We start from the raw sequence: 18492 nt of genomic DNA, 5'->3' as shown, positions 1-18492 counted from the left end.
GATGCCAGAGCCGCCTCGCCGGGCCCGCCTTGCCAGCGGAAGTCCCGCCGGGGCGGCGGAGAGCGTGAGGGCCGGCGCTGCCATGCGGCCCGGAGGTGCCGTCGGGAGGCCGGAAAGCCCTCAGTGACTCCCCACCGACGGCAGCAAGGGGCTGCCGTTGCGGTCGAGCCAGGCGCGGTAGGTGGGGTTGGCCTCGGCGACGGCGACGTAGGCGTCCATCAAGTCGCCGTAGAGCGCGTCCAGTTCCTGTAGGGGTAAGGAGCCGGGGCGGGAGGCCAGGGCGAGCTGGGCGGTGAGGGGGTCGCCGGTCAGGGGGCGGATCACCGTGCCGGGGGCCGGGTCGGCGGTGGGCTGGCAGGGGCGTACGGCCTCGCCGGAGGCGACGAGGTCGGCGGCCGTGGTGTTGTCGCGGACGTGGACGAGGCGGGGGTCCAGGCCGGTGGCCGTGAAGACCCGGCGCAGGGCAGCGGCCTCCTCGTCCGCCGTCGGGTCGACGATCCAGGCGTCGTGGGCGAGCTCGGCGAGGCGGACCAGCGGCCGGGCCGCCGCCGGGTGCGCGGCCGACAGGGAGACGAAGCGCGGCTCGCCGGCGATCAGGACGCGCCGCTCCACCCCCGGCGGTATGTGCAGGGGGAAGCCCGCGGCCTCGTGGACGAACGCGACGTCCAGCTGATTGGTCGCGAGGAGCTGGAGCAGGGTGTTCGAGGACACCTCTATATGAATGGTCGTATCGGTGTCCGGCAGCCGCCGGTGGATCCGGCGCAGCCAGCCCGTCACCGCGCGGCTGCCGATGCTGCCGATGCGCAGCCGCAGCCCCCCGACGCCGACGGCGGCCTCCCGCGCCGCGGTGACGAGCGCCGACATCTCCGCGATGATCGGCCGGGCGCGGGACAGGACGGAATGGCCGAGCGGCGTGGGGCGACTTCCGGTCTGTCCACGGGTGAACAACAGCCCGCCGATGGTGCCTTCGATGCGCCGGAGCTGGGTGGTGAGCGAGGGCTGGGTCATGCCCAGCTGCAACGCGGCCTTCCGTACGCTCCCGGTGTCCGCGATGGCGCAAAGTGCACGGAGGTGCCTGACCTCAAGCTCCACGAGGGGGAGCATATCCGCGCCCCGTACGTCACACCAGACACATCCCGGACGCATACGGGCAGTTGAACGGGTTGGTACGGGTTGGCGCGGCGAGGGGTGGCGGAGGATAGGCGATTGGATGGCGCTATGGCCAACTGGCATCATCCGCACCATTGATAACTCGTCAGAGACTCAAGGGGAACAAGAGTTCACCCGGTGAACCCCTGTCGTCACGTCCCACCTCGTGACGGCCGAAGCGGGTTCTCGGCATGAATGGAGTCCCCCACATGAAGCGCTCCACGATGGTGCTGTCGGCCGCGCTCGGCCTCGGCCTCGCCGCCACGATGACCGCCGGACCGGCGGTGGCGGTGGATCACAGCTCCTCGCAGGTCAGCACGGTCGCGTCGCGGTCCGCCTACATCGGCTCGGCGGCCGAGGAGGCCAACAACAAGGCGTTCTTCGACGCCGTCATGAAGTCCGCGAAGGCCAAGCAGGCCGCCAACCCGCAGCTGAGCACGGTCACGGTCACCTACGACCCGAGCAGCGCGCCGAGCTTCGCGCAGGAGATAGCCAACAGCGCCCAGATCTGGAACAGCTCCGTCCGGAACGTCCAGCTGCGCGCCGGCTCCAACGCCGACTTCAGATACTACGAGGGCAACGACTCCCGCGGTTCGTACGCCAGCACCGACGGGCACGGTCGTGGCTACGTCTTCCTCGACTACCAGCAGAACGAGCAGTACGACTCCACCCGCGTCACCGCGCACGAGACCGGCCACGTCCTCGGCCTGCCGGACCACTACTCCGGCCCGTGCAGCGAGCTGATGTCCGGTGGCGGCCCCGGCCCGTCCTGCACCAACCCGTACCCGAACACCACCGAGCGCAACCGCGTCAACCAGCTCTGGGCGAACGGCCTGAAGGCCGGCTCGACCGACAAGGGTCTCACCAAGATCGTCCGCTGACCCGACGGCGCGCATAGCGGGACGCACGCGGCCCGGCTCCGCCACGGAGCCGGGCCGTCGCACGTGGTCGTCGCGCTTGACCGACGCGGCGCATACTGGCGCCGTGACGACCGCGACCCCGTTCACCTACCCCGAGGTCGGCGCCACGGCCCGTACCCCGCTGCCCGCCGGCTACCACCACCTGCGCGTCACCACGCGCCTCGGCCGGGGCCGCGCCGTCTTCCGGGCCGCCGCCGAGGCCGTGCTCGACTGGCGGATGCACCGCGCGATGACCGGGGTCCGTATCCCCGCCGGCACCCCGCCCGTCGCGCCCGGCGTCCGGGTCCGGCCCGCGATCGGCTTCGGGCCGCTGCGGCTGTCGGGGGAGTGCGCCGTGGTCCGGGTCGTACGGGAGGAGACGACGGCCGGATTCGCCTACGGGACGCTGCCCGGGCACCCGGAGTGCGGGGAGGAGGCGTTCGTCGTGGCGATCGACGAGGACGGGCGAGTGGCGCTGACCGTCCTCGCCTTCAGCAGGCCCGCGCGCTGGTTCACCCGCGCCGCCGGGCCGCTCGTGCGGATCGTCCAGCGGGCGTACGGGCGCGAGTGCGGGCGGGCGCTGCGCCGGCTGTGCGCGGGGGCCGGCGGGTAGGGAAGCTGTCAGGAAGCCTGACAGGAGGCCTGCTACGAGGCCTGCGCCTCCGGCTCCTCCGGCCGGCGCATGAGGTAGACCGCCCCGGAGCCCGCCAGGAAGAGCGCGAACACTGACACCGCCGTGCTGAGCCAGCTCGCGCCCAGCCACTGGCCGCCGAAGTAGCCCAGGCTCACGCTGTACGCCGCCCAGGTCAGGCCCGCCAGCGCGGACCAGGGGAGGAATTCGGCCACCCGGCGGTGCATCACGCCCGCGCCGAGGCTGACCACCGAGCGGCCGGCGGGCGCGAAGCGGGCGAGCACCACGAGCGGGCCGCCGCCGCGCAGCAGGGCCGTGCCCAGCTTGGCCTGGGCGGCGGTGAGGCGGCGGGAGCGGGCGATCGCGCGGTCGAAGCGGTCGCCACCGCGCCAGGCGAGGCGGTAGGCGACCATGTCGCCCATCACCGAGGCCGTGGCGGCGCACAGCACCAACGGGAACATGTCGGCGAAGCCCGCGTGGCCGTGGACGGCGGCGTCACCCACCGCGCCCGCGGCCGAACCCGCCGCGGCGGTCGCGGCGGCGATCACCAGCACCCCGCTGGGCAGCACGGGGAGGAAGACGTCCAGGAGGACGGACAAGCCGACGATCACGTATATCCATGGGGTTCCGGCCAAGGCCCCCAACTGCTCCAGCACGTCCTGATCTCCCGGTACGGTCCCCCGCCGCGACGTCGCAGGGGAGCGGCAGGGGCGGCCTTGACAACCGTACAGCGTACGCCTGAAAGTGCCGGGAAATGAGCGCGGGGTGCGTGATGTTGTTCGCATCACGCACCCCACGGACATGTCGGGAGGTATCCGGCGGCGTCAGTTCCGCTTGCCGCGGCCTATGAACCGGTCCACCGACAGGGCGCCCGGGCCGGTGAAGACCAGCAGCAGGAAGGCCCAGGCGAACATCGCGGAGGCCTCGCCGCCGTTCTGGATCGGCCACAGGGCCATGCTCTGGTGGACGTCGAAGTACGCGTACGCCATCGAGCCCGAGGCGATGAAGGCGGCGCTGCGGGTGCCGGCGCCCAGCAGTACGAGCACGCCCGCCACCAGCTGGATCACCGCGGCGTACCAGCCCGGCCAGGTGCCGGCCGCGATCGTGCCGCCGTTGCTGCCCGCGGCTCCGCCGAGGACGCCGAAGAGCGACGCGGCGCCGTGGCAGGCGAAGAGCAGACCGACGATGACGCGGAAGAGCGACAGGGCGTACGGGCGGGCGGCGTCGAGGCGCGCGGAGAGCGTGGGCTCGGCCGTGGCGGAGTCGCGCGCGCCGGCCGTCGGGGATGCGGCGGTGGGCGTGGGGGACATGGGTGGGGCTCCTCGTATCGGGTCGTATCGGGGACGGGAACGACGAGGGCTTCAGGTTAGGTGGGCCTAATCAATGCTTGCAAGTTCAATAATTAAGTTTTGGATGATGTCACATTTCCCCGATCGGGGAATAGGGAGCGGGAGGGGCGGGCACGGTGACCCAGGTCACCGTGCCCGCCCCCGTCGTCGATGGGTCGATCGGTCGATGGGCCGATCAGCAGCCGCCGAGGATGCCCGTCAGGGCGTTCTTCTCCGCGGAGTCGACGGACAGCTTGTACGTGTACTTCACGTCGACCCACATCCGCGCGTACGTACAGGCGTAGGACTTCAGCGGCGGCATCCACTTCGCCGGGTCCTTGTCGCCCTTCTCGCGGTTGACGCTGTTGGTCACCGCGACCAGCTGGGGGTGGGTCAGGTCGTTGGCGAACGCCTTGCGCTGCCCGGTGGTCCAGTTGCTCGCGCCCGAGCGCCACGCCTCCGCGAGCGGCACGAGGTGGTCGATGTCGATGTCCGAGGCGTCGTCCCAGGTCGCGCCGTCGTACGGCGAGACCCAGGTGCCCGAGACGGCGGCGCAGCGGTCGTCCTGCTCCACGTCCTTGCCGTCCCGCTGGAGGACGACCTCGCGGGTGTTGCACTCGCCGTGCTGGGTGATCCAGTGCGGGAACTTGGCGCGGCTGTAGCCGGTCATCGGCCCCTCGCCGGCGACCGTCAGCTTGCCCAGGTAGGCGCGGGCGGTGGCGGCGTCGACCGGGGCGGGCGGGGCGGCCTGGGCCGCCGGTCCGTTCAGGACGAGCGTGCCGACCAGGGCGGCGAGTCCCGCCGCGATGGCGGAGCGACGCGCGTAGACGCTGGGCATGGGAACTCCCTTGAGGGTGGAGGGGGTACGGGCCGCTGGAGCGCGGCCAGCTTGCTGGCGGCGGACGTACGGGGGGTGGTCGCCAGGTGTCAGGATGACGACGCGCGCATGTCAAAGCAAGGCTTTGTGGAAGGGACTTGACGGGGAATCTTCCATTCCGTGGGACGCGCGGGTCTTGCGTTACGACATGTCTGACACGCCGCCAGCTATGGGAAGGAGCACGGAGGTTGCCGGACCGTAGGGTGGCCGCGTGCTCGCCGCCGCCGTTCTGCTGCCCGCCAACGCCACTCTCGGGGCGGTGCTGGCCGTCCTCCTCGCGGTCGCCGTCACCGTCGCGGCGCTCGCCCGCCTCGCCGACGGCCGCGAGCGCGGCTACGCGCGCGCCATCGCCCTCGCCGGGCTGCGCGCGGCCCTCCAGCTGGCCGCCGTCTCGGCGCTCATCGGCTGGGTGGTCCGGGCCGTACCGCTGCTCCTGGGCTTCCTGCTGCTGATGTTCGCCGTCGCCGTCCGCACCGCCGGGCGCCGGATCACCGACAACGACACCTGGTGGTGGGCGGCCGTGCCGATCGCCGCGGGCGTGCTGCCGGTCGTCGTGGCCCTGCTGCTGACCGGCCTCGTACCGGTCAAGGGTGTCGCCCTCATCCCCGTCACCGGCATCCTCATCGGCGGCGCCCTCACCGCCACCGTCCTGGCCGGCCGCCGCGCCCTGGACGAGCTGCGCACCCGGCACGGCGAGGTCGAGGCGGCCATGGCCCTGGGCTTCCTCCCCCGCGACGCCCGCCTGGAGATCGCCCGCCCGGCCGCCTCCGACGCCCTCCTCCCGGGCCTGGACCAGACCCGCACCGTGGGCTTGGTCACCCTGCCCGGCGCCTTCGTGGGAATGCTGCTGGGCGGGGCGTCCCCGCTGCTCGCGGGCGTGGTACAGCTGTTCGTCCTGGTCGCGCTGATGGCGGTGCAGGCGGTCGCGGTGGCGGTCGTCCTGGAGCTCGTGGCGCGCGGGCTGCTGAGTCGATCACGTACCCTGGGGGGAGCAGAAGGGGAGTAGCTCTTCGCCGGACCGTCGACATACTGCTGGGCCTCGTGCCCGGCCGGCGCCCGGAGGCCGTCTCTTTACGGGACGCGCCAGCGAGACCTTCGGCCGCAGTGTCCATGACGCTGCCGTGCCGAAGCGACCCCTGATCCTCGATCCTCGACGCAGGTGCTGCTCTCGGTGCGGACGCGTCACCGCCCACCGATGACAGAGGAAACCCTCCCTGTGTTCAGCTTCACCGTCGCCGCCCTGGTCTTCGGCGTGATCTTCCTCGCCGAGCTCCCCGACAAGACGGCCCTGGCCTCCCTGATGCTCGGCACCCGCTACCGCGCCTCGTACGTCTTCGCGGGCGTCGCGGCGGCCTTCCTGGTCCACGTCGCCCTGGCCATCGCGGCCGGCAGCCTCCTCACCCTCCTCCCGCACCGCCTCCTCCAGGCCATCGTCGGCGTCCTCTTCCTCACGGGCGCGGCGATGCTGCTGCTGAAGAAGGACGACGACGAGGAGGAGATCAAGAAGCCCGCCGACCAGTCCTTCTGGAAGGTCTCCGGCGCGGGCTTCATGCTGATCCTCGTCGCGGAGTTCGGCGACCTCACCCAGATCATGACCGCCAACCTCGCCGCCCGCTACGACGACCCGGTCTCGGTCGGCGTCGGCGCGACCCTCGGCTTGTGGGCCGTGGCGGGCCTGGGCATCGTGGGCGGCAAGACGCTGATGCGGTACGTCCCGCTGTCGCTGATCACGAAGGTGGCGGCGCTGGTGATGCTGGCGCTGGCGGGGTTCAGCCTGTACGAGGCGGCGATGGGCTGACCGGTCACTCCCCGCTGAGGAGGTTGGTGATCAGCTTCCGCAGCCGCCCCGCGCGGACGGTCTCCACGCCGTGCACGAGCTGGGCGCCGTAGACCACGGCGGTCCGGGCGGGCGGGGTGCTCGTCCAGCGGGTGCGCGGGACGCGGGCGAGCGCGGCGGTGGCCTCGGGCCCTGCGTGGTGCGAAATCTCCCTCGCGAAGCGCGTCCCGGGCGTGAAAGCGCTGCCGGAACCGGCGGTCCGGTCGGTCCACAGCGCTTCGGAGGAGGCGGTCTCGACGTAGAACGCCCCGCCCTGGTCGGCCTCCTGGAGATGGAAGGCCACCCGCGCGACCCGCTGCCGCCGCCGGTCGGGGTCGTCCACGCCGTGGAGATGCGGCTCGATGCTGTCGCCGGGGCGGAGGTCGTGATAGTCCCACGGGGTGACGGTCGCCACGGACGGGAAGACGCGCCGGATGGCGGGCAGCGCCCGCTCGACACCGGCCGCCAGGATCTCCTGGACCTCGCCGGGCGCCACCAGCCCGTCACTGGGCCGGGCGGGCCGCCAGCCGGTGGCGGCGAGGTGCTCGTCGAGGAACTTGGTGAGCCGCTCGGTCTCGTCGGGGGTCAGAAACCCCTCGACGGTCTGGACGGCCAGGGTCTCGGTCATGTGGATCACGATCGGACTCCTCTCACGGCGCCTGATGCCCCCGTCGGCTCCGCATTCCAGTGCGGGGCGCGCGGATTGGCAACCGCGCCGGAGCGCGCTCCGGAAGCACGGGGGCGCGCGGGTGGCGCGTACGGGGGCGTACTACGGTCACGGCCGGCCCGTGCTGCTCCGGCGATTGGCCTCGCGCACCTTGCGGAGCAGCTCGCGCCGCCGGTACGGCACGACTTCGCGGGCACGCCCGCTTCCGGCCGTCGTCGGCGCGTACAGCGCCATCCGCTCGGGCAGCTCCAACGCCAACCCGAGCGGCCGGAAGTCGAGCACGCGGCGCGTGCCGCAGTGCGCGCATGTGGCGAGGCCGCCTGCGGCCGTCCAACTGCGTGCGGGGTGCGGGCAGTGCCGGACGGGGGTTTCGGCGGCGGTCAGGGTGGCGGCCATCAGTGGGCCGCCCGCTGATGCCGCCCCATGGCGGTGGCCATGGCTTCGGCGCGTCGCCGGTCGCCCTGCCGGACGGCGGCGTAGCGCTTCTGCTTGATTTCGTGGCACTGGGCGCACGGTGGCTGCACCGCTGCGTTCGGCGCCGGGGCGGGGACAAGGGCACGCGTCGGCTCTCCCATCGGACCTCCTCCTGGTCGCAACTCATGCACTCATGTAGATGAGTGCATGAGTTGAGGTTGGCCGGACCCCTGTGCGAGGGGCAAGCGACTTGCGGAAAGTTCACACTCCGGTGTTCGGAGCGGATGGCACGTCAGTCGCCCGCTTCGATCCTGTAGTCGAGGACGAAGCGATCCGCCGCCATGACCGTGTCGCAGACCTCGACGACCCTGCCGTCGCAGGTCACTGCGTCCCGTACGAGGTGGATCACCGGGGAACCCGGGCTGAGTTGCAGTGCCGAGACCTCTGCTTTGGTGGCCAGGCGGGCTCGTACCGTTTCGACGTACTCGGCGAGAGCGTGACCGTGTTCTTCGAGCCGGGCGTAGATACCGCCGCTTCCCGGGTTCTCGTCGAACAGCTCCGGAATCTCCGTCGCCACCGTCCACGGCAAGTAGGAAGTGGCTTCCTCGGTGGGCGTGCCGTCGCTGAAGTACCGGCGGCGTCGGGCGAGGACCCGTTCACCGTCCGGCAGGTTCATGCGATGGGCGACTTCGGCAGGCGCGTGCACGGGGCCGATGTAGAGCACCTGGACGGTCGGGCGCCGGCCGGCCTGTTCTGCCTCGGCGAGGTAGGCGGCCTTGCCGTTCGCGCGGTGGGAGCGGCGGAACCGGTCGGACGACTTGCGCCGTACAGGGGGCAGGTTCCGCACGAACGTGCCTCGCCCATGATGGGTTTCCACCAGCCCGGCCGTCCGCAGCTCGGCCACCGCCTTGCGCACGGTTCCCTGCGAGACCCCATAGCGCTCCATGACGGTGGATTCGCTGGGTACCCGGCTGCCCGGAGCCAGGACGCCGGCACGGATCTGATCGGCCAGATCGTCCGCGATCTGGAGGTACCGCGGCTTGCCCGAGTCCCTTGCGATCTCGTTCGGCATGGCCCCTGACCGCCCTTTTATGCTCGTCCGCATGAGTACAGCGCCCCAGTGTGACAGGCCCGCTCCGCTTCACTCGGTTTCGGTGGCAGGAGCTGTTGTACGCGATGACGGGCGCGTTCTCGCGATCCGCCGGGCGGACAACGGCCGTTGGGAGCTGCCGGGCGGGATACTGGAGCTCGACGAAGCACCGGAAGCGGGAGCGCGGCGGGAGGTGCTGGAGGAGACCGGTATCGAGGTCCGGGTGGACCGGTTGACCGGTGTGTACAAGAACATGACCCGTGGCATCGTCGCCCTGGTGTTCCGCTGCCACCCCGTCGGCGGTGCCGAGAGGCCTTCCGACGAGTCTGCCGCTGTGTCCTGGCTGACCCCGGAGGAAGTGACCGCCACGATGGCGGAGGCTTATGCCATCCGCCTGCTCGACGCGTTGAGCGGCACTGCTCCGTCGGTACGCATCCACGACGGGCAGCGGCTCATGCCGGGCGTTTAGGGCATCGGGCGGACGGGATGGTGGGAGATCCGGACCCGGATGCCCTCAGCTGAGGAGGCCCAGCGAAAACCCTCCTCGTCCGGCCGGAATCTGAGAGATTTCGTATGGACTGAGGAGGGGAGCGCTCATGACTCCGAGCTTCGGACTGGTCGTCCGCTTCACGCTTCGCGATGCGGCTGCCACTGCCGCCTTCGACGCGCACGAACAACAGCCGCATGTTCGGCATTTCCTCGCCGAGCGTGAGAAGTACGTGTCCAAGGTCGAGGTGGCGTTCCTGGAACTCGTCGACGGGAAGCTGTGAACAGGGCATCCTCTGCCCGCCGATGCGCTCGCGCGCGGTCGGCAGGGGGCGCCGCCCAGTGTCCTATGGTGGCCGACATGGCAGATGCGCACGGCACTTCACCCGTGGATCCGTCGCGGCCGGCCTACGTCTATATGCAGGTGGCGGACCACATAGCCGCCCGGGTGGCGGCGGGTGAGCTGCGCCTCGGAGCCAGGCTGCCGGGGGAGCGCGACCTGACCGTAGCGTATGGCGTCGCCGTCGGCACAGTCCGCCGCGCCGTCCAGGAGCTGCGGGATCGTGGGTTGCTGATCACTCTGCCCGCGAAGGGGACGTTCGTCACTGAGCAGCAGTCGAAGGGGCGGGCGTAGCCGCAGCGCGAACCTTCCCCTTCGGTAGCCGCAGGCTGTGATTTCCGCTGCCGTAAGGCGTCCCCTACGGCAACTCCCCCCGTACCAGAGCCCGTGCGAACGGTTCGCCCGTGCGCCGTGCGTACGTCATGCGCTCGCGGACCTCGCCGAAACGTGCGCGGTCGGAGCCAGGGCCGCCGGGGCGGCAGTTCTTCAGGAGATCCCGTTCAGCCGCCGCGAATGTTCACTTTCCGTACCGGGGGAACTCGCCGGAGTCGACGGTCCATTCTCCGATCGTGATGATCTCGCCGAAGTCGTAGTCCCTGGTTTTGTCGTAGCGGGCCTGGTCGCCGTGGCCCACAGGGCGGGTGTGGTGATGACATACGCCGGTGCGCGGGTCGATGATGAGGTAGTGCGGGATACCCATAGCGGGGTAATCGCGCATTTTTCCTACGTAGTCGTTCTCGGGGTTCGTGCGGGATACGATCTCGGCGACAAGGAGCACTTCGGTGGCGTCAACGCTCGCCCCCTCCTCGTCGAGCGATGCTTCCGGAAGGACGACGAGATCGGGACGGCGCATGATCCCGAGTGCCACGGACTCCACTTGCGGCCCTGTCTCGGCGATGTATCCCGGGTGTGTTTCATCCACTTGGGGTTCAAGCTGGCGGCGCAGACGGCGAGCGGCGAGTTCATGCCTCTTGACCGGGGACATCATCATGACGATCTGGCCATGGCTGATTTCCGGGTAATCAATCCCTGCGGTCGGTGTGAGCTCGACAGCGTACTTGCGGAGTTGTTCGTACACGGTGCGCTCGGTCATGTTTCAAGAGTACTGTCCAGCCCCTCCTGGGCGTGGCGGCTCCCTCTCCCGACGACAGGGCGAGGCGCCTCAGTCGAAGCGGATGTGCTTCACGCCCGTCCACGCCCGGCGCAGGTGGCCCTTCAGCGGACCGTCCGTGTTCGGGGTCAGCCGCAGGCCCGCCGAGGCCGCGATCTTGTCGGCGACCTGGGGGACGGCGATGTCGTCGGTCCAGATGTGTTCGCCGAATTCTTCCGTCCGCAGCCGTTCCAGGCACACGTCCAGCTTCGACACCGCGAACGTCTCGCGCCGCAGCGACGCGCCCAGGCCGCGCTCGCGCAGCCTGCGCAGGACCGTCTCCCGGCGCGCCAGGAGCGCGAAGTGGCGGACGTCGTGGCCGTCGTCGCGCAGGCGGCCGACCGTCTCGGCGAAGTACGTGCCGTTCACGATCGTCATGGGGACGATGACCGGGCCCGTGGTGTGCCCGGTCAGGACCATGTCCAGCATCTCGTGGACGGCCCGGCGCCAGGCCGGCAGGTCCTGGAAGTCGCCGCGCAGCGCCGGCGGCAGCATCCGGTGGAGGCCGAAGCCCGCGTGCTCGGGGTCGCAGACGACGCTGCCGGGGAGGCGGCGGTGGAGTTCGTACGCCGTCTGGGTCTTGCCGCCCCCGAAGGGGCCGTTGATCCATAGGAGCATGCGGCGAGCCTAACGAGGCCAAGGGGCCCGCCATCCAGCCTCAGCCCGCCGTCGTGATCCGCAGGACGATCCCGCCGTCCGCGTCCGTCTCGACCCGTACCGCCGTGAGGTCCGGCACCGCCACGTCCGGGCCGTGGGCGGCCGCGCGCGGGCCGATGCCCACGACGCGCATGCCGGCCGCGCGGCCCGCCGCGATGCCCGCCTCGGAGTCCTCGAAGACGACGCAGTCCTGCGGGGCGAAGCCCAGCTCGGCCGCGCCCTTGAGGAAGCCCTCCGGGTCCGGCTTGCTGGCGCTGACGGACTCGGCCGTCACCCGTACCGCCGGCATGGGCAGGCCCGCCGCGCCCATGCGGGCGTCGGACAGGGCGCGGTCGGCGGAGGTGACCAGGGCGTGCGGGAGGCCGGCCAGGGCGGCCATGAAGGCGGGGGCGCCGGGGACCGGGACGACGCCGTCCATGTCGGCCGTCTCGGCGGCCAGCATGCGGCGGTTCTCCTCGTGGTTCCGCTCCATGGGGCGGTCCGGGAGGAGGGCCGCCATGGTCGCGTAGCCCTGGCGGCCGTGGACGACCTTCATGACCTCGTCGCCGTCCAGGCCCTGCTCGTCCGCCCAGCCGCGCCAGCAGCGCTCGACGACCGCGTCGGAGTTGACGATCGTGCCGTCCATGTCCAGAAGGAGGGCTCGGGCCGTGAGGGTCGTCATGGGGAGCTCCAAGCAGGCGCGCGGAAGAAGACGAGCGGAAGAAGGCAAGTGGCTCCACCCACCGGTCAGGGAGTGCGGATGGAGCCACTTTGTTTCTCAAAGATACAAAATGGACCCGGGGGAACGCCAACGGCCCTGGTCGGCGTAGTCCGACGGGCCGGAATCGGCCATCCGGACGACCATGGGAGGAGCGATCCGAACCCGAGGAGTTGCCCATGGCCCAGGACACCCCGGGCCCGGCCGGAGCGGCCCAGGCCGCACCCGGAGCGCCGCCCATACCCGGCGAGGGGCTGCCCAAGGGCGGTGTGCGCGTCGCGATCGGCGCGCTGCTGCTCGGCATGCTGCTGGCGGCCCTCGACCAGACGATCGTCTCCACCGCCCTGCCGACCATCGTCAGCGACCTCGGCGGCCTGGAGCACCTCTCCTGGGTCGTCACCGCCTACATGCTCGCGTCCACCGCCGCCACGCCCCTGTGGGGCAAGCTCGGCGACCAGTACGGGCGCAAGAAGCTCTTCCAGACGGCCATCGTCATCTTCCTCGTCGGCTCCGCGCTCTGCGGCCTCGCCCGGAACATGCCCGAGCTGATCGGCTTCCGCGCCCTCCAGGGCCTGGGCGGCGGCGGGCTGATGGTGCTGTCGATGGCGATCGTCGGCGACATCGTGCCGCCCCGGGACCGGGGCCGCTACCAGGGCCTCTTCGGCGCGGTCTTCGGCGGGACGAGCGTGCTGGGCCCCCTGCTCGGCGGGCTCTTCGTGGACCACCTCAGCTGGCGCTGGGTGTTCTACATCAACCTCCCCATCGGCGTCGTCGCCCTCGCCGTCATCGCCGCCGTCCTCCACATCCCGGCCAGCCGCGTCCCGCACCGCATCGACTACCTCGGCACCTTCCTCATCGCCGTCGTCGCCGTCTGCCTGGTGCTGATGACCTCGCTCGGCGGCACGACCTACCCCTGGTCGTCCTGGCGGATCATCGGCCTGGGCGTGCTGGGCGTACTGCTGCTGGTGCCCTTCGTCGCCGTCGAGCGGCGCGCCGCCGAGCCCGTGCTGCCGCTGGGGCTGTTCCGCGTCCACACCTTCGCGCTCTGCTCGGTGATCGGCTTCGTCGTCGGCTTCGCGATGTTCGGCTCGATGACCTACCTGCCGACGTTCCTCCAGGTCGTCCACGGCGTGTCGCCGACCCTGTCCGGGGTGCACATGCTGCCGATGGTGGCCGGTCTGCTGATCGCCTCGACCGGCTCCGGCCAGATCGTCAGCCGCACCGGGCGCTACAAGGTCTTCCCCATCGCCGGGACCGCCGTGATGACCATCGGCCTCCTCCTGCTCCATCAGCTGGACCCGACCGTCAGCACCGCGATGATGAGCGTCTACTTCTTCGTCTTCGGCTTCGGGCTGGGCCTGGTCATGCAGGTCCTCGTGCTCATCGTGCAGAACTCCGTCGGCTACGAGGACCTCGGCGTCGCCACCTCCGGCGCGACCTTCTTCCGCTCCATCGGCGCTTCCTTCGGCGTCTCGATCTTCGGCACGATCTTCACCAGCAAGCTCGGCCCCCGGATCGCCGACGCCCTCGCCGGCGCCCCCCTGCCGCCCGGCGTCACCCCCGAGGCCCTCAAGTCCGACCCCCGGATCGTGCACCGGCTGCCGCCCGCCCAGCGCACCGGCGTCCTCGACGCCTACTCCCAGTCGATCACCGACGTCTTCCTCTACGCCGTGCCGCCCGCCCTCGTCGCCTTCGCCCTCGCCTGGCTGCTCAGGGAGGAGCCGCTGCGCGGCAGCGTCACCGCGCCCGACACCAGCGAGGTCGTCGCCAGCAACCCCGTGGAGCGCTCCTCGCGCGACGAGGTCGCCCGCGCCCTCTCCCTCCTCGGCAGCCGAGAGGGCCGCAGCAAGATCTACGAGAAGATCGGCCGGCGGGCCGGAGTGGACCTCAAACCCGCCGCCAACTGGATGCTCCTGCGCATCAAACGCGACGGCCACACCGAGCCCGCGATCCTCGCCGAGCGCGTGGACCTCCCGCTGCGCGTCGTCACCGAGGCCGCCCGCCAGCTGGAGGTCCGGGGACTGGTCCGCCGCGAGGGGCTGCGGCTCGTCCTCACCGACGAGGGACGGCAGGTGGCGGACGCGCTCTTCCGGACCCGCGAGGAGATGCTCGCGGAACTCCTGGGCGACTGGTGGACGGCCGCCGACCGCCCCCACGACCTGCGCCTCCTCGTCGACGAGCTCAACCGCGAACTGTGCGGCTCCGACGCCGAACAGCCGCGCGACGGCGAGGCGGCGGGCGACAAGCCCGACCATCGCCGGTGAGCGGTCCGCTCCGCGGGTTAGCCCGGTACGTCATCTGCCGGTGCGTCGTGGCTGGTCGCGCCCACGCGGCGGTAGCCGCACATCGACACCGCCCCGCGCCCCTTCGGGCACTACCGAAGGCGGTCCCTAAGCCCCGGTCAGTTCCCTGCCCAGCCACACCTCCGAGTACGCGTCCCCCGCCTTGTACGGGGAGACGTCCCCGAAGCCGTGCCGTGCGTACAGGGCCCGCGCCTCCACCAGGTCCCGCCGGGTCTCCAGCACGATCCGCGCCGCACCCCACGCGCGCGCCGCCTCCTCGGCCGCGCCCAGCAGCGCGCCCGAGCCGCCCAGCCCGCGCCGGTCCGCCCGTACGAACATCCGGCACAGCTCGGCCGTACCCGCGTCCAGCCGCCGCAGGCCCACGCACCCCGCCGGCTCCCCGCCGTACCGGGCCACCAGCAGCAGCCCGTCCGGCGGAACGGGGTCCTCGCTCCGCATCTCGGCCAGATGCCGCTCGATCTCCTCGGGCGCGCACCGGCGCCCGTCGTGCAGCAGATACCAGCGGTCGGCGACGTCGACGAGGTACTCCCGCAGCAGCCCGGCCGACTCGGGGGAGCCGGCCGGCTGCGGGGACACGGTCCAGGTGGTCATGGCGCGGATGGTCGCACGGGGGCGGCCGTCCGCTCAGCCGGTTTTCCGGAGGCCGTTCAGCCCTGCTTCGGCGCGGCCTGCTGGACGACCTCGAACGACCACACCGTCGAACCCGTCGCGGCGGGCTTGTGCTTGGGGGCGCCGTCGCCACCACCCGCGCCACCGCCCTGGTGGGCGGCCTTCATCGGGCCCTCCATCCACGCCTGGAAGTCCTCCTCGCTGCGCCAGCGCGTGTAGACGAGGTAGTTGTCCGTGCCCTCCAGCGGGCGCAGCAGTTCGAACCACTCGAAACCGTCGGCACTCTCCACCGTGCCCGCGCGGGACGCGAAACGCTGCTCCAGGACCTCGCGCTGCTCGGCCGGGACGGTGAGGGAATTGATCTTCACGATGCTCATGCCACCCATCCTGCCGTAGGCGCTCTCAGCGGTTCCCGCCGCCGCCCCCGCTCCCGCCCACATCCGCCAGGACGCCGTCCAGCTGTTCCGCCGTCAGCGGCGGCGCGGGCAGGGCCGAGGCGGCCTCCGCGCGCAGGCCGTCGAAGAGCAGGGCGAGATGGCGGCGCCAGGAGCCGGGGGCCACGGCCGCGGCGGAGGGGACGCAGCGGCCCAGGGCGGCCAGGGCGAAGAGGAGGTCCTCGGCGACCACGTCCGGGCGCATCGTGCCCTGTTCCTGCGCGCGGCGGACGAGCGTGCCCACCGTGGCGTGGTTGTGCTCGCGCAGCGCGGCCAGGGTGGGGCCCGCCTGGATGGTCGTCGTCATCAGTTCGATCGCGCCGCGGTCGGCGGCCAGGCCCTCGAAGATCCGCTCCATATAGGCGGTCAGCGACGCGAAGGCGTCCTCGCCCGCGCGTGCCCGCTCGCCGTCGCTCATGCTCGCGCCCAGGTACTCCCCGAAGACCGCCTCGATCAGCGCCTCACGGGTGGGAAAACGCCGGTACAGGGTGGCGTTGCCCACCCCCGCGCGCCGGGCGATCTCGTCCAGGGGGACCTCCAGGCCCTGCTCGGCGAAGAGCTCCCGGGCCGCCGCGACAAGGGCCTCGCGATTGCGCCGGGCGTCCGCCCGCAGGGCCGGGGGCCGCCGTTCACTGCTGCCACTGGTGCTCATGACCGCACCCTAATGGCCCCCGAGGGCGTTGGACTCAGGCCACTACCAGGAGGCCGCGGGATGTCCTGGGGGTGAGCCGCGTGTGTGCGGGGCGGCTGAGCGAGGTCTCGGCGCGAGGTCTCAGCAGGCCCCCGACGAGCGTGACCGGGCCGGACGACTGGAGGAGCGGCGGAGCGTGGCGGATGCGGAGCGGGGCGGACCGGTGGGTCCGCCGAGGGCGGGCTCGCGGTCCGGCGCGGCCCTGGCGGCGCTGTGGCTGCTCGCCGGGCTTCTCGCCGGCCTCCTCGCCGGGCTGCCGGCCGTGCGCCGGGCGGCGGCCGTGCTACGGCTCCCCGCGGGACGGCGCTTCCCCGGCACCCCCGTCGCCGGACTCGTCCTCGAACCCCTCACCGGAGCGGCCGGCTCCGGACCCGGACCCGGCATCGCCTGGACGCTGGGCACCCTGCTGCTCGTCGTCGCCGTCGCCCTCGTCGCCGCCCGCGCCCTCCCCGGCGGACGCCCAGGCAGAAGTCCCGGCGGACGCCCCGGCGAACGTCCCGGTGGTTGCCCAGGCGGACGTCCCGGCGACGACGTGCCCGGCCGTCGTACGGCCATGCTCGCCGCGCCCGTCGCCGTCATCCTGACGGTGGTCTCCCTGCCCGTCCGCAACACCTTCACCCTCGCCCCCTGCCTCGGCCTCGGCCCGACCGGCGTCGTCCCCGTGCTGCTCGTCCTCCTCGGCTGCTGCCCGCCCCGGAACGGCCGGGGACCCGGCGGACGGACGACCGGCGTCCTCGTCGGCGTCGCGGCGGCCCTCCAGCCCGCCGTACTCCTCTTCGTCCCCCTGCTGTGGCTCACCGGCCGCCGCCGCGCCGCGATCGCCTCCGGCGCCACCTTCGCCATCTGCACGGCCCTGGCCTGGGCGGCCCTCCCGGACGACTCCTGGACGTACTGGATCCAGCACACCGCCGGAGCCGGCCTCGGCGAGCGGCCCGACGGCCTGGCCAACCAGTCCCTCCACGGACTGCTGCTGCGCATCGGCCTGCGCGGGCCGGCGGAGATCGTGCTCTACGCCCTGTCGGCCGCCCTCGTCGTCCGGACCGGCCTGCGCCGGGCCGTCCGCTACGCCCGCGACGGACAGCCGCTGCTCGCCACGGCCGTCACCGGCTGCGTCGCGGTCGCCGTCGCGCCCACCGCCTGGCCGCACCAGCAGCTGTGGATCCTGCTGGCCGTCGTCGGCCGCGCCGGCCGCCGCCGCGCCGACCGGCTCGTCTGGCCCGTGCTCGTCGTGCTCGTCATGACGCTGACGAGCACCGTGCTCGTCCCCCCGAACCCCGTTCTCGGCCCCATCGGCCGGAACGCGCCGCTGCTCACCGCCCTCGTGGCCGCCTGCGCGGTGCCGTTCCTCTCCCGCTCCTCCGCGCTGTGGGACCGGCCCGTGCCCACTCCGGTCGCCCCGCCGCAGCGCGGCCGCTTCCGCCGGCTGCCGCTGCCACTGCCGCTGCTGCGCTTCAAACGCGCGCTGAACCGCCCGAACGTGCTCCTGGAGCTGATGCTGATACGGGTCGGCTACTGGCTCTACTCCTACATCCGCGCCCAGGCCCCCGACTCGCGCGCCCTCGCCGAGTCCCACGGCCGGCAGATCCTCGCCGTCGAGGAGTTCCTGCGCCTGGACGTCGAACACGGCGTCAACCACTTCGTGGCGGGCGTGGGCTGGCTCGCGGACAGCATGGACTACTACTACGGCACCTTCCACTTCCTCGTGCCGATGTCCCTGCTGGGGTATCTGTACTGGCGCCGCCCGGCCACCTACCGCTGGGCGCGCGCGTCCCTGGCCTTCGCCACGCTCGTGGCGCTCGCCGGCTTCTGGCTCTACCCGCTGGCACCGCCGCGCCTGATGCCCGGCCTCGGCTTCATCGACACCGCCAACGGCCCGCAGGACCTGTCCCACCCCGACTTCGGCGCGCTGACCGAGCTGGCCAACCAGTACGCGGCGATGCCCTCGCTGCACATCGGCTGGTCGCTGTGGTGCGGGATCGTGATCGCGGTCGTGGCGCCGAAGGTGTGGACGAGGTGGCTGGGCATGCTGTACCCGCTGATGACGTTCTCGGTCATCGTCGGGACGGCCAACCACTATGTGCTGGACGCGGTGGGCGGGGCGCTGGTCGTGGCCGCGGGCTTCGGGATCCAGTACGTGCTGACCGGGCCGGGGCGGGTCGCGCTCGCGGCGATTCCGGGGGCGCGGAGAGGGGACGTGCCGGAGGCCGCGGCCGAGCGCGAGCCCGCGCGGGCGGTGGGGTAGCGCCCGGGGGCG

The 18492-nt window shown here is 72.1% G+C and carries 23 protein-coding genes; 9 read left to right on the top strand and 14 right to left on the bottom strand.

The annotated features are described in order from the left end of the window. Positions 1–120 precede the first annotated feature (120 nt). Positions 121–1104: a LysR family transcriptional regulator gene (locus ACFYZR_RS02580; protein ID WP_391903862.1), complete on the bottom strand. Its 984-nt coding sequence runs from the start codon at positions 1102–1104 to the stop codon at positions 121–123. Positions 1105–1358: 254 nt separating this feature from the next. Between ACFYZR_RS02580 and snpA the strand changes: the two genes are divergently transcribed. Together snpA and ACFYZR_RS02570 are read left to right on the top strand one after the other, a co-directional pair. Beyond that, positions 1359–2030, top strand: a complete 672-nt coding sequence (gene snpA / locus ACFYZR_RS02575; protein WP_391903860.1) for a snapalysin — start codon at positions 1359–1361, stop codon at positions 2028–2030. A 103-nt stretch (positions 2031–2133) separates the two neighbouring features. After that, positions 2134–2661, top strand: a complete 528-nt coding sequence (locus tag ACFYZR_RS02570) for a DUF1990 family protein (RefSeq protein WP_391903857.1) — start codon at positions 2134–2136, stop codon at positions 2659–2661. A gap of 32 nt (positions 2662–2693) precedes the next feature. On the opposite strand, the gene ACFYZR_RS02565 is transcribed toward ACFYZR_RS02570, so the two are convergent. From ACFYZR_RS02565 to ACFYZR_RS02555, 3 genes are all read right to left on the bottom strand, one after another. Beyond that, entirely contained in the window at positions 2694–3290 is a 597-nt protein-coding gene (locus ACFYZR_RS02565; protein ID WP_391903855.1) for a DedA family protein, read from the bottom strand. A gap of 213 nt (positions 3291–3503) precedes the next feature. Then, the gene (locus ACFYZR_RS02560) at positions 3504–3989 is read right to left on the bottom strand and encodes a DoxX family protein (RefSeq protein WP_391903851.1); all 486 of its coding nucleotides are present in this window, start codon (positions 3987–3989) and stop codon (positions 3504–3506) included. A 214-nt stretch (positions 3990–4203) separates the two neighbouring features. Next, positions 4204–4845, bottom strand: coding sequence for an HNH endonuclease family protein (locus tag ACFYZR_RS02555; RefSeq protein ID WP_391903848.1), 642 nt, complete (start codon positions 4843–4845; stop codon positions 4204–4206). A gap of 250 nt (positions 4846–5095) precedes the next feature. Between ACFYZR_RS02555 and ACFYZR_RS02550 the strand changes: the two genes are divergently transcribed. Both ACFYZR_RS02550 and ACFYZR_RS02545 read left to right on the top strand, forming a co-directional pair. Further along, positions 5096–5890, top strand: a complete 795-nt coding sequence (locus ACFYZR_RS02550; protein ID WP_391903845.1) for an ABC transporter permease — start codon at positions 5096–5098, stop codon at positions 5888–5890. Positions 5891–6100: 210 nt separating this feature from the next. Continuing rightward, entirely contained in the window at positions 6101–6682 is a 582-nt protein-coding gene (locus ACFYZR_RS02545) for a TMEM165/GDT1 family protein (RefSeq protein WP_391903843.1), read from the top strand. A 4-nt stretch (positions 6683–6686) separates the two neighbouring features. On the opposite strand, the gene ACFYZR_RS02540 is transcribed toward ACFYZR_RS02545, so the two are convergent. The 4 genes from ACFYZR_RS02540 to ACFYZR_RS02525 all read right to left on the bottom strand — a co-directional run bounded on the left by ACFYZR_RS02540 (position 6687) and on the right by ACFYZR_RS02525 (position 8853). Next, a complete protein-coding gene (locus ACFYZR_RS02540) occupies positions 6687–7337 on the bottom strand; it encodes a hypothetical protein (RefSeq protein ID WP_391903840.1) in 651 nt (216 codons plus the stop codon). 138 nt (positions 7338–7475) lie between these two features. Next, the gene (locus ACFYZR_RS02535; RefSeq protein WP_391903837.1) at positions 7476–7763 is read right to left on the bottom strand and encodes a DUF6255 family natural product biosynthesis protein; all 288 of its coding nucleotides are present in this window, start codon (positions 7761–7763) and stop codon (positions 7476–7478) included. After that, positions 7763–7942: a hypothetical protein gene (locus ACFYZR_RS02530; RefSeq protein WP_391903834.1), complete on the bottom strand. Its 180-nt coding sequence runs from the start codon at positions 7940–7942 to the stop codon at positions 7763–7765. The genes ACFYZR_RS02535 and ACFYZR_RS02530 overlap by 1 nt, the downstream gene beginning before the upstream one ends. A gap of 131 nt (positions 7943–8073) precedes the next feature. Next, positions 8074–8853: a GntR family transcriptional regulator gene (locus ACFYZR_RS02525; RefSeq protein ID WP_391903831.1), complete on the bottom strand. Its 780-nt coding sequence runs from the start codon at positions 8851–8853 to the stop codon at positions 8074–8076. Positions 8854–8872: 19 nt separating this feature from the next. On the opposite strand from ACFYZR_RS02525, the gene ACFYZR_RS02520 reads away from it, so the two are divergent. From ACFYZR_RS02520 to ACFYZR_RS02510, 3 genes are all read left to right on the top strand, one after another. Next, on the top strand, positions 8873–9340 hold the full coding sequence (locus tag ACFYZR_RS02520; protein WP_391904363.1) for an NUDIX hydrolase: 468 nt from the start codon (positions 8873–8875) through the stop codon (positions 9338–9340). Positions 9341–9467: 127 nt separating this feature from the next. Continuing rightward, positions 9468–9641: a hypothetical protein gene (locus tag ACFYZR_RS02515; protein ID WP_391903829.1), complete on the top strand. Its 174-nt coding sequence runs from the start codon at positions 9468–9470 to the stop codon at positions 9639–9641. A 77-nt stretch (positions 9642–9718) separates the two neighbouring features. Further along, complete coding sequence (locus tag ACFYZR_RS02510; protein ID WP_391903826.1) at positions 9719–9991, top strand: GntR family transcriptional regulator; 273 nt, start codon at positions 9719–9721, stop codon at positions 9989–9991. A gap of 223 nt (positions 9992–10214) precedes the next feature. Here ACFYZR_RS02510 and ACFYZR_RS02505 read toward each other — a convergent pair whose 3' ends face one another. From ACFYZR_RS02505 to ACFYZR_RS02495, 3 genes are all read right to left on the bottom strand, one after another. Further along, entirely contained in the window at positions 10215–10790 is a 576-nt protein-coding gene (locus ACFYZR_RS02505; RefSeq protein ID WP_391903823.1) for a Uma2 family endonuclease, read from the bottom strand. A 69-nt stretch (positions 10791–10859) separates the two neighbouring features. Next, on the bottom strand, positions 10860–11465 hold the full coding sequence (locus ACFYZR_RS02500) for an AAA family ATPase (RefSeq protein WP_391903820.1): 606 nt from the start codon (positions 11463–11465) through the stop codon (positions 10860–10862). Between the two features lie 40 nt (positions 11466–11505). Further along, positions 11506–12165 carry an HAD-IA family hydrolase gene (locus ACFYZR_RS02495; protein WP_391903817.1) on the bottom strand — a complete coding sequence of 220 codons (660 nt, stop codon included), beginning with the start codon at positions 12163–12165 and terminating at the stop codon, positions 11506–11508. Positions 12166–12380: 215 nt separating this feature from the next. Here ACFYZR_RS02495 and ACFYZR_RS02490 point away from each other — a divergent pair, with 215 nt between their 5' ends. After that, complete coding sequence (locus ACFYZR_RS02490) at positions 12381–14465, top strand: MFS transporter (protein WP_391903815.1); 2085 nt, start codon at positions 12381–12383, stop codon at positions 14463–14465. A gap of 126 nt (positions 14466–14591) precedes the next feature. Here the strand turns inward: ACFYZR_RS02490 and ACFYZR_RS02485 are convergent, their stop codons facing one another. The 3 genes from ACFYZR_RS02485 to ACFYZR_RS02475 are packed head-to-tail and all read right to left on the bottom strand — an operon-like array spanning position 14592 to position 16199. Next, positions 14592–15095 (bottom strand): GNAT family N-acetyltransferase, encoded by a 504-nt coding sequence (locus tag ACFYZR_RS02485; RefSeq protein WP_391903812.1) that lies wholly within the window; start codon positions 15093–15095, stop codon positions 14592–14594. A gap of 56 nt (positions 15096–15151) precedes the next feature. Further along, positions 15152–15490 carry an antibiotic biosynthesis monooxygenase family protein gene (locus ACFYZR_RS02480; RefSeq protein ID WP_391903810.1) on the bottom strand — a complete coding sequence of 113 codons (339 nt, stop codon included), beginning with the start codon at positions 15488–15490 and terminating at the stop codon, positions 15152–15154. 25 nt (positions 15491–15515) lie between these two features. Then, a complete protein-coding gene (locus tag ACFYZR_RS02475; protein WP_391903807.1) occupies positions 15516–16199 on the bottom strand; it encodes a TetR/AcrR family transcriptional regulator in 684 nt (227 codons plus the stop codon). Between the two features lie 175 nt (positions 16200–16374). Between ACFYZR_RS02475 and ACFYZR_RS02470 the strand changes: the two genes are divergently transcribed. Then, positions 16375–18480, top strand: coding sequence for a bifunctional glycosyltransferase 87/phosphatase PAP2 family protein (locus tag ACFYZR_RS02470; RefSeq protein ID WP_391903805.1), 2106 nt, complete (start codon positions 16375–16377; stop codon positions 18478–18480). Positions 18481–18492 lie beyond the last annotated feature (12 nt).

Source organism: Streptomyces sp. NPDC001678 (genome assembly GCF_042892945.1).
Taxonomy (GTDB): Bacteria; Actinomycetota; Actinomycetes; order Streptomycetales; family Streptomycetaceae; genus Streptomyces.
Note: the sequence above shows the minus strand (reverse complement) of the source record. Positions and strands in the feature narration are given on the sequence as shown.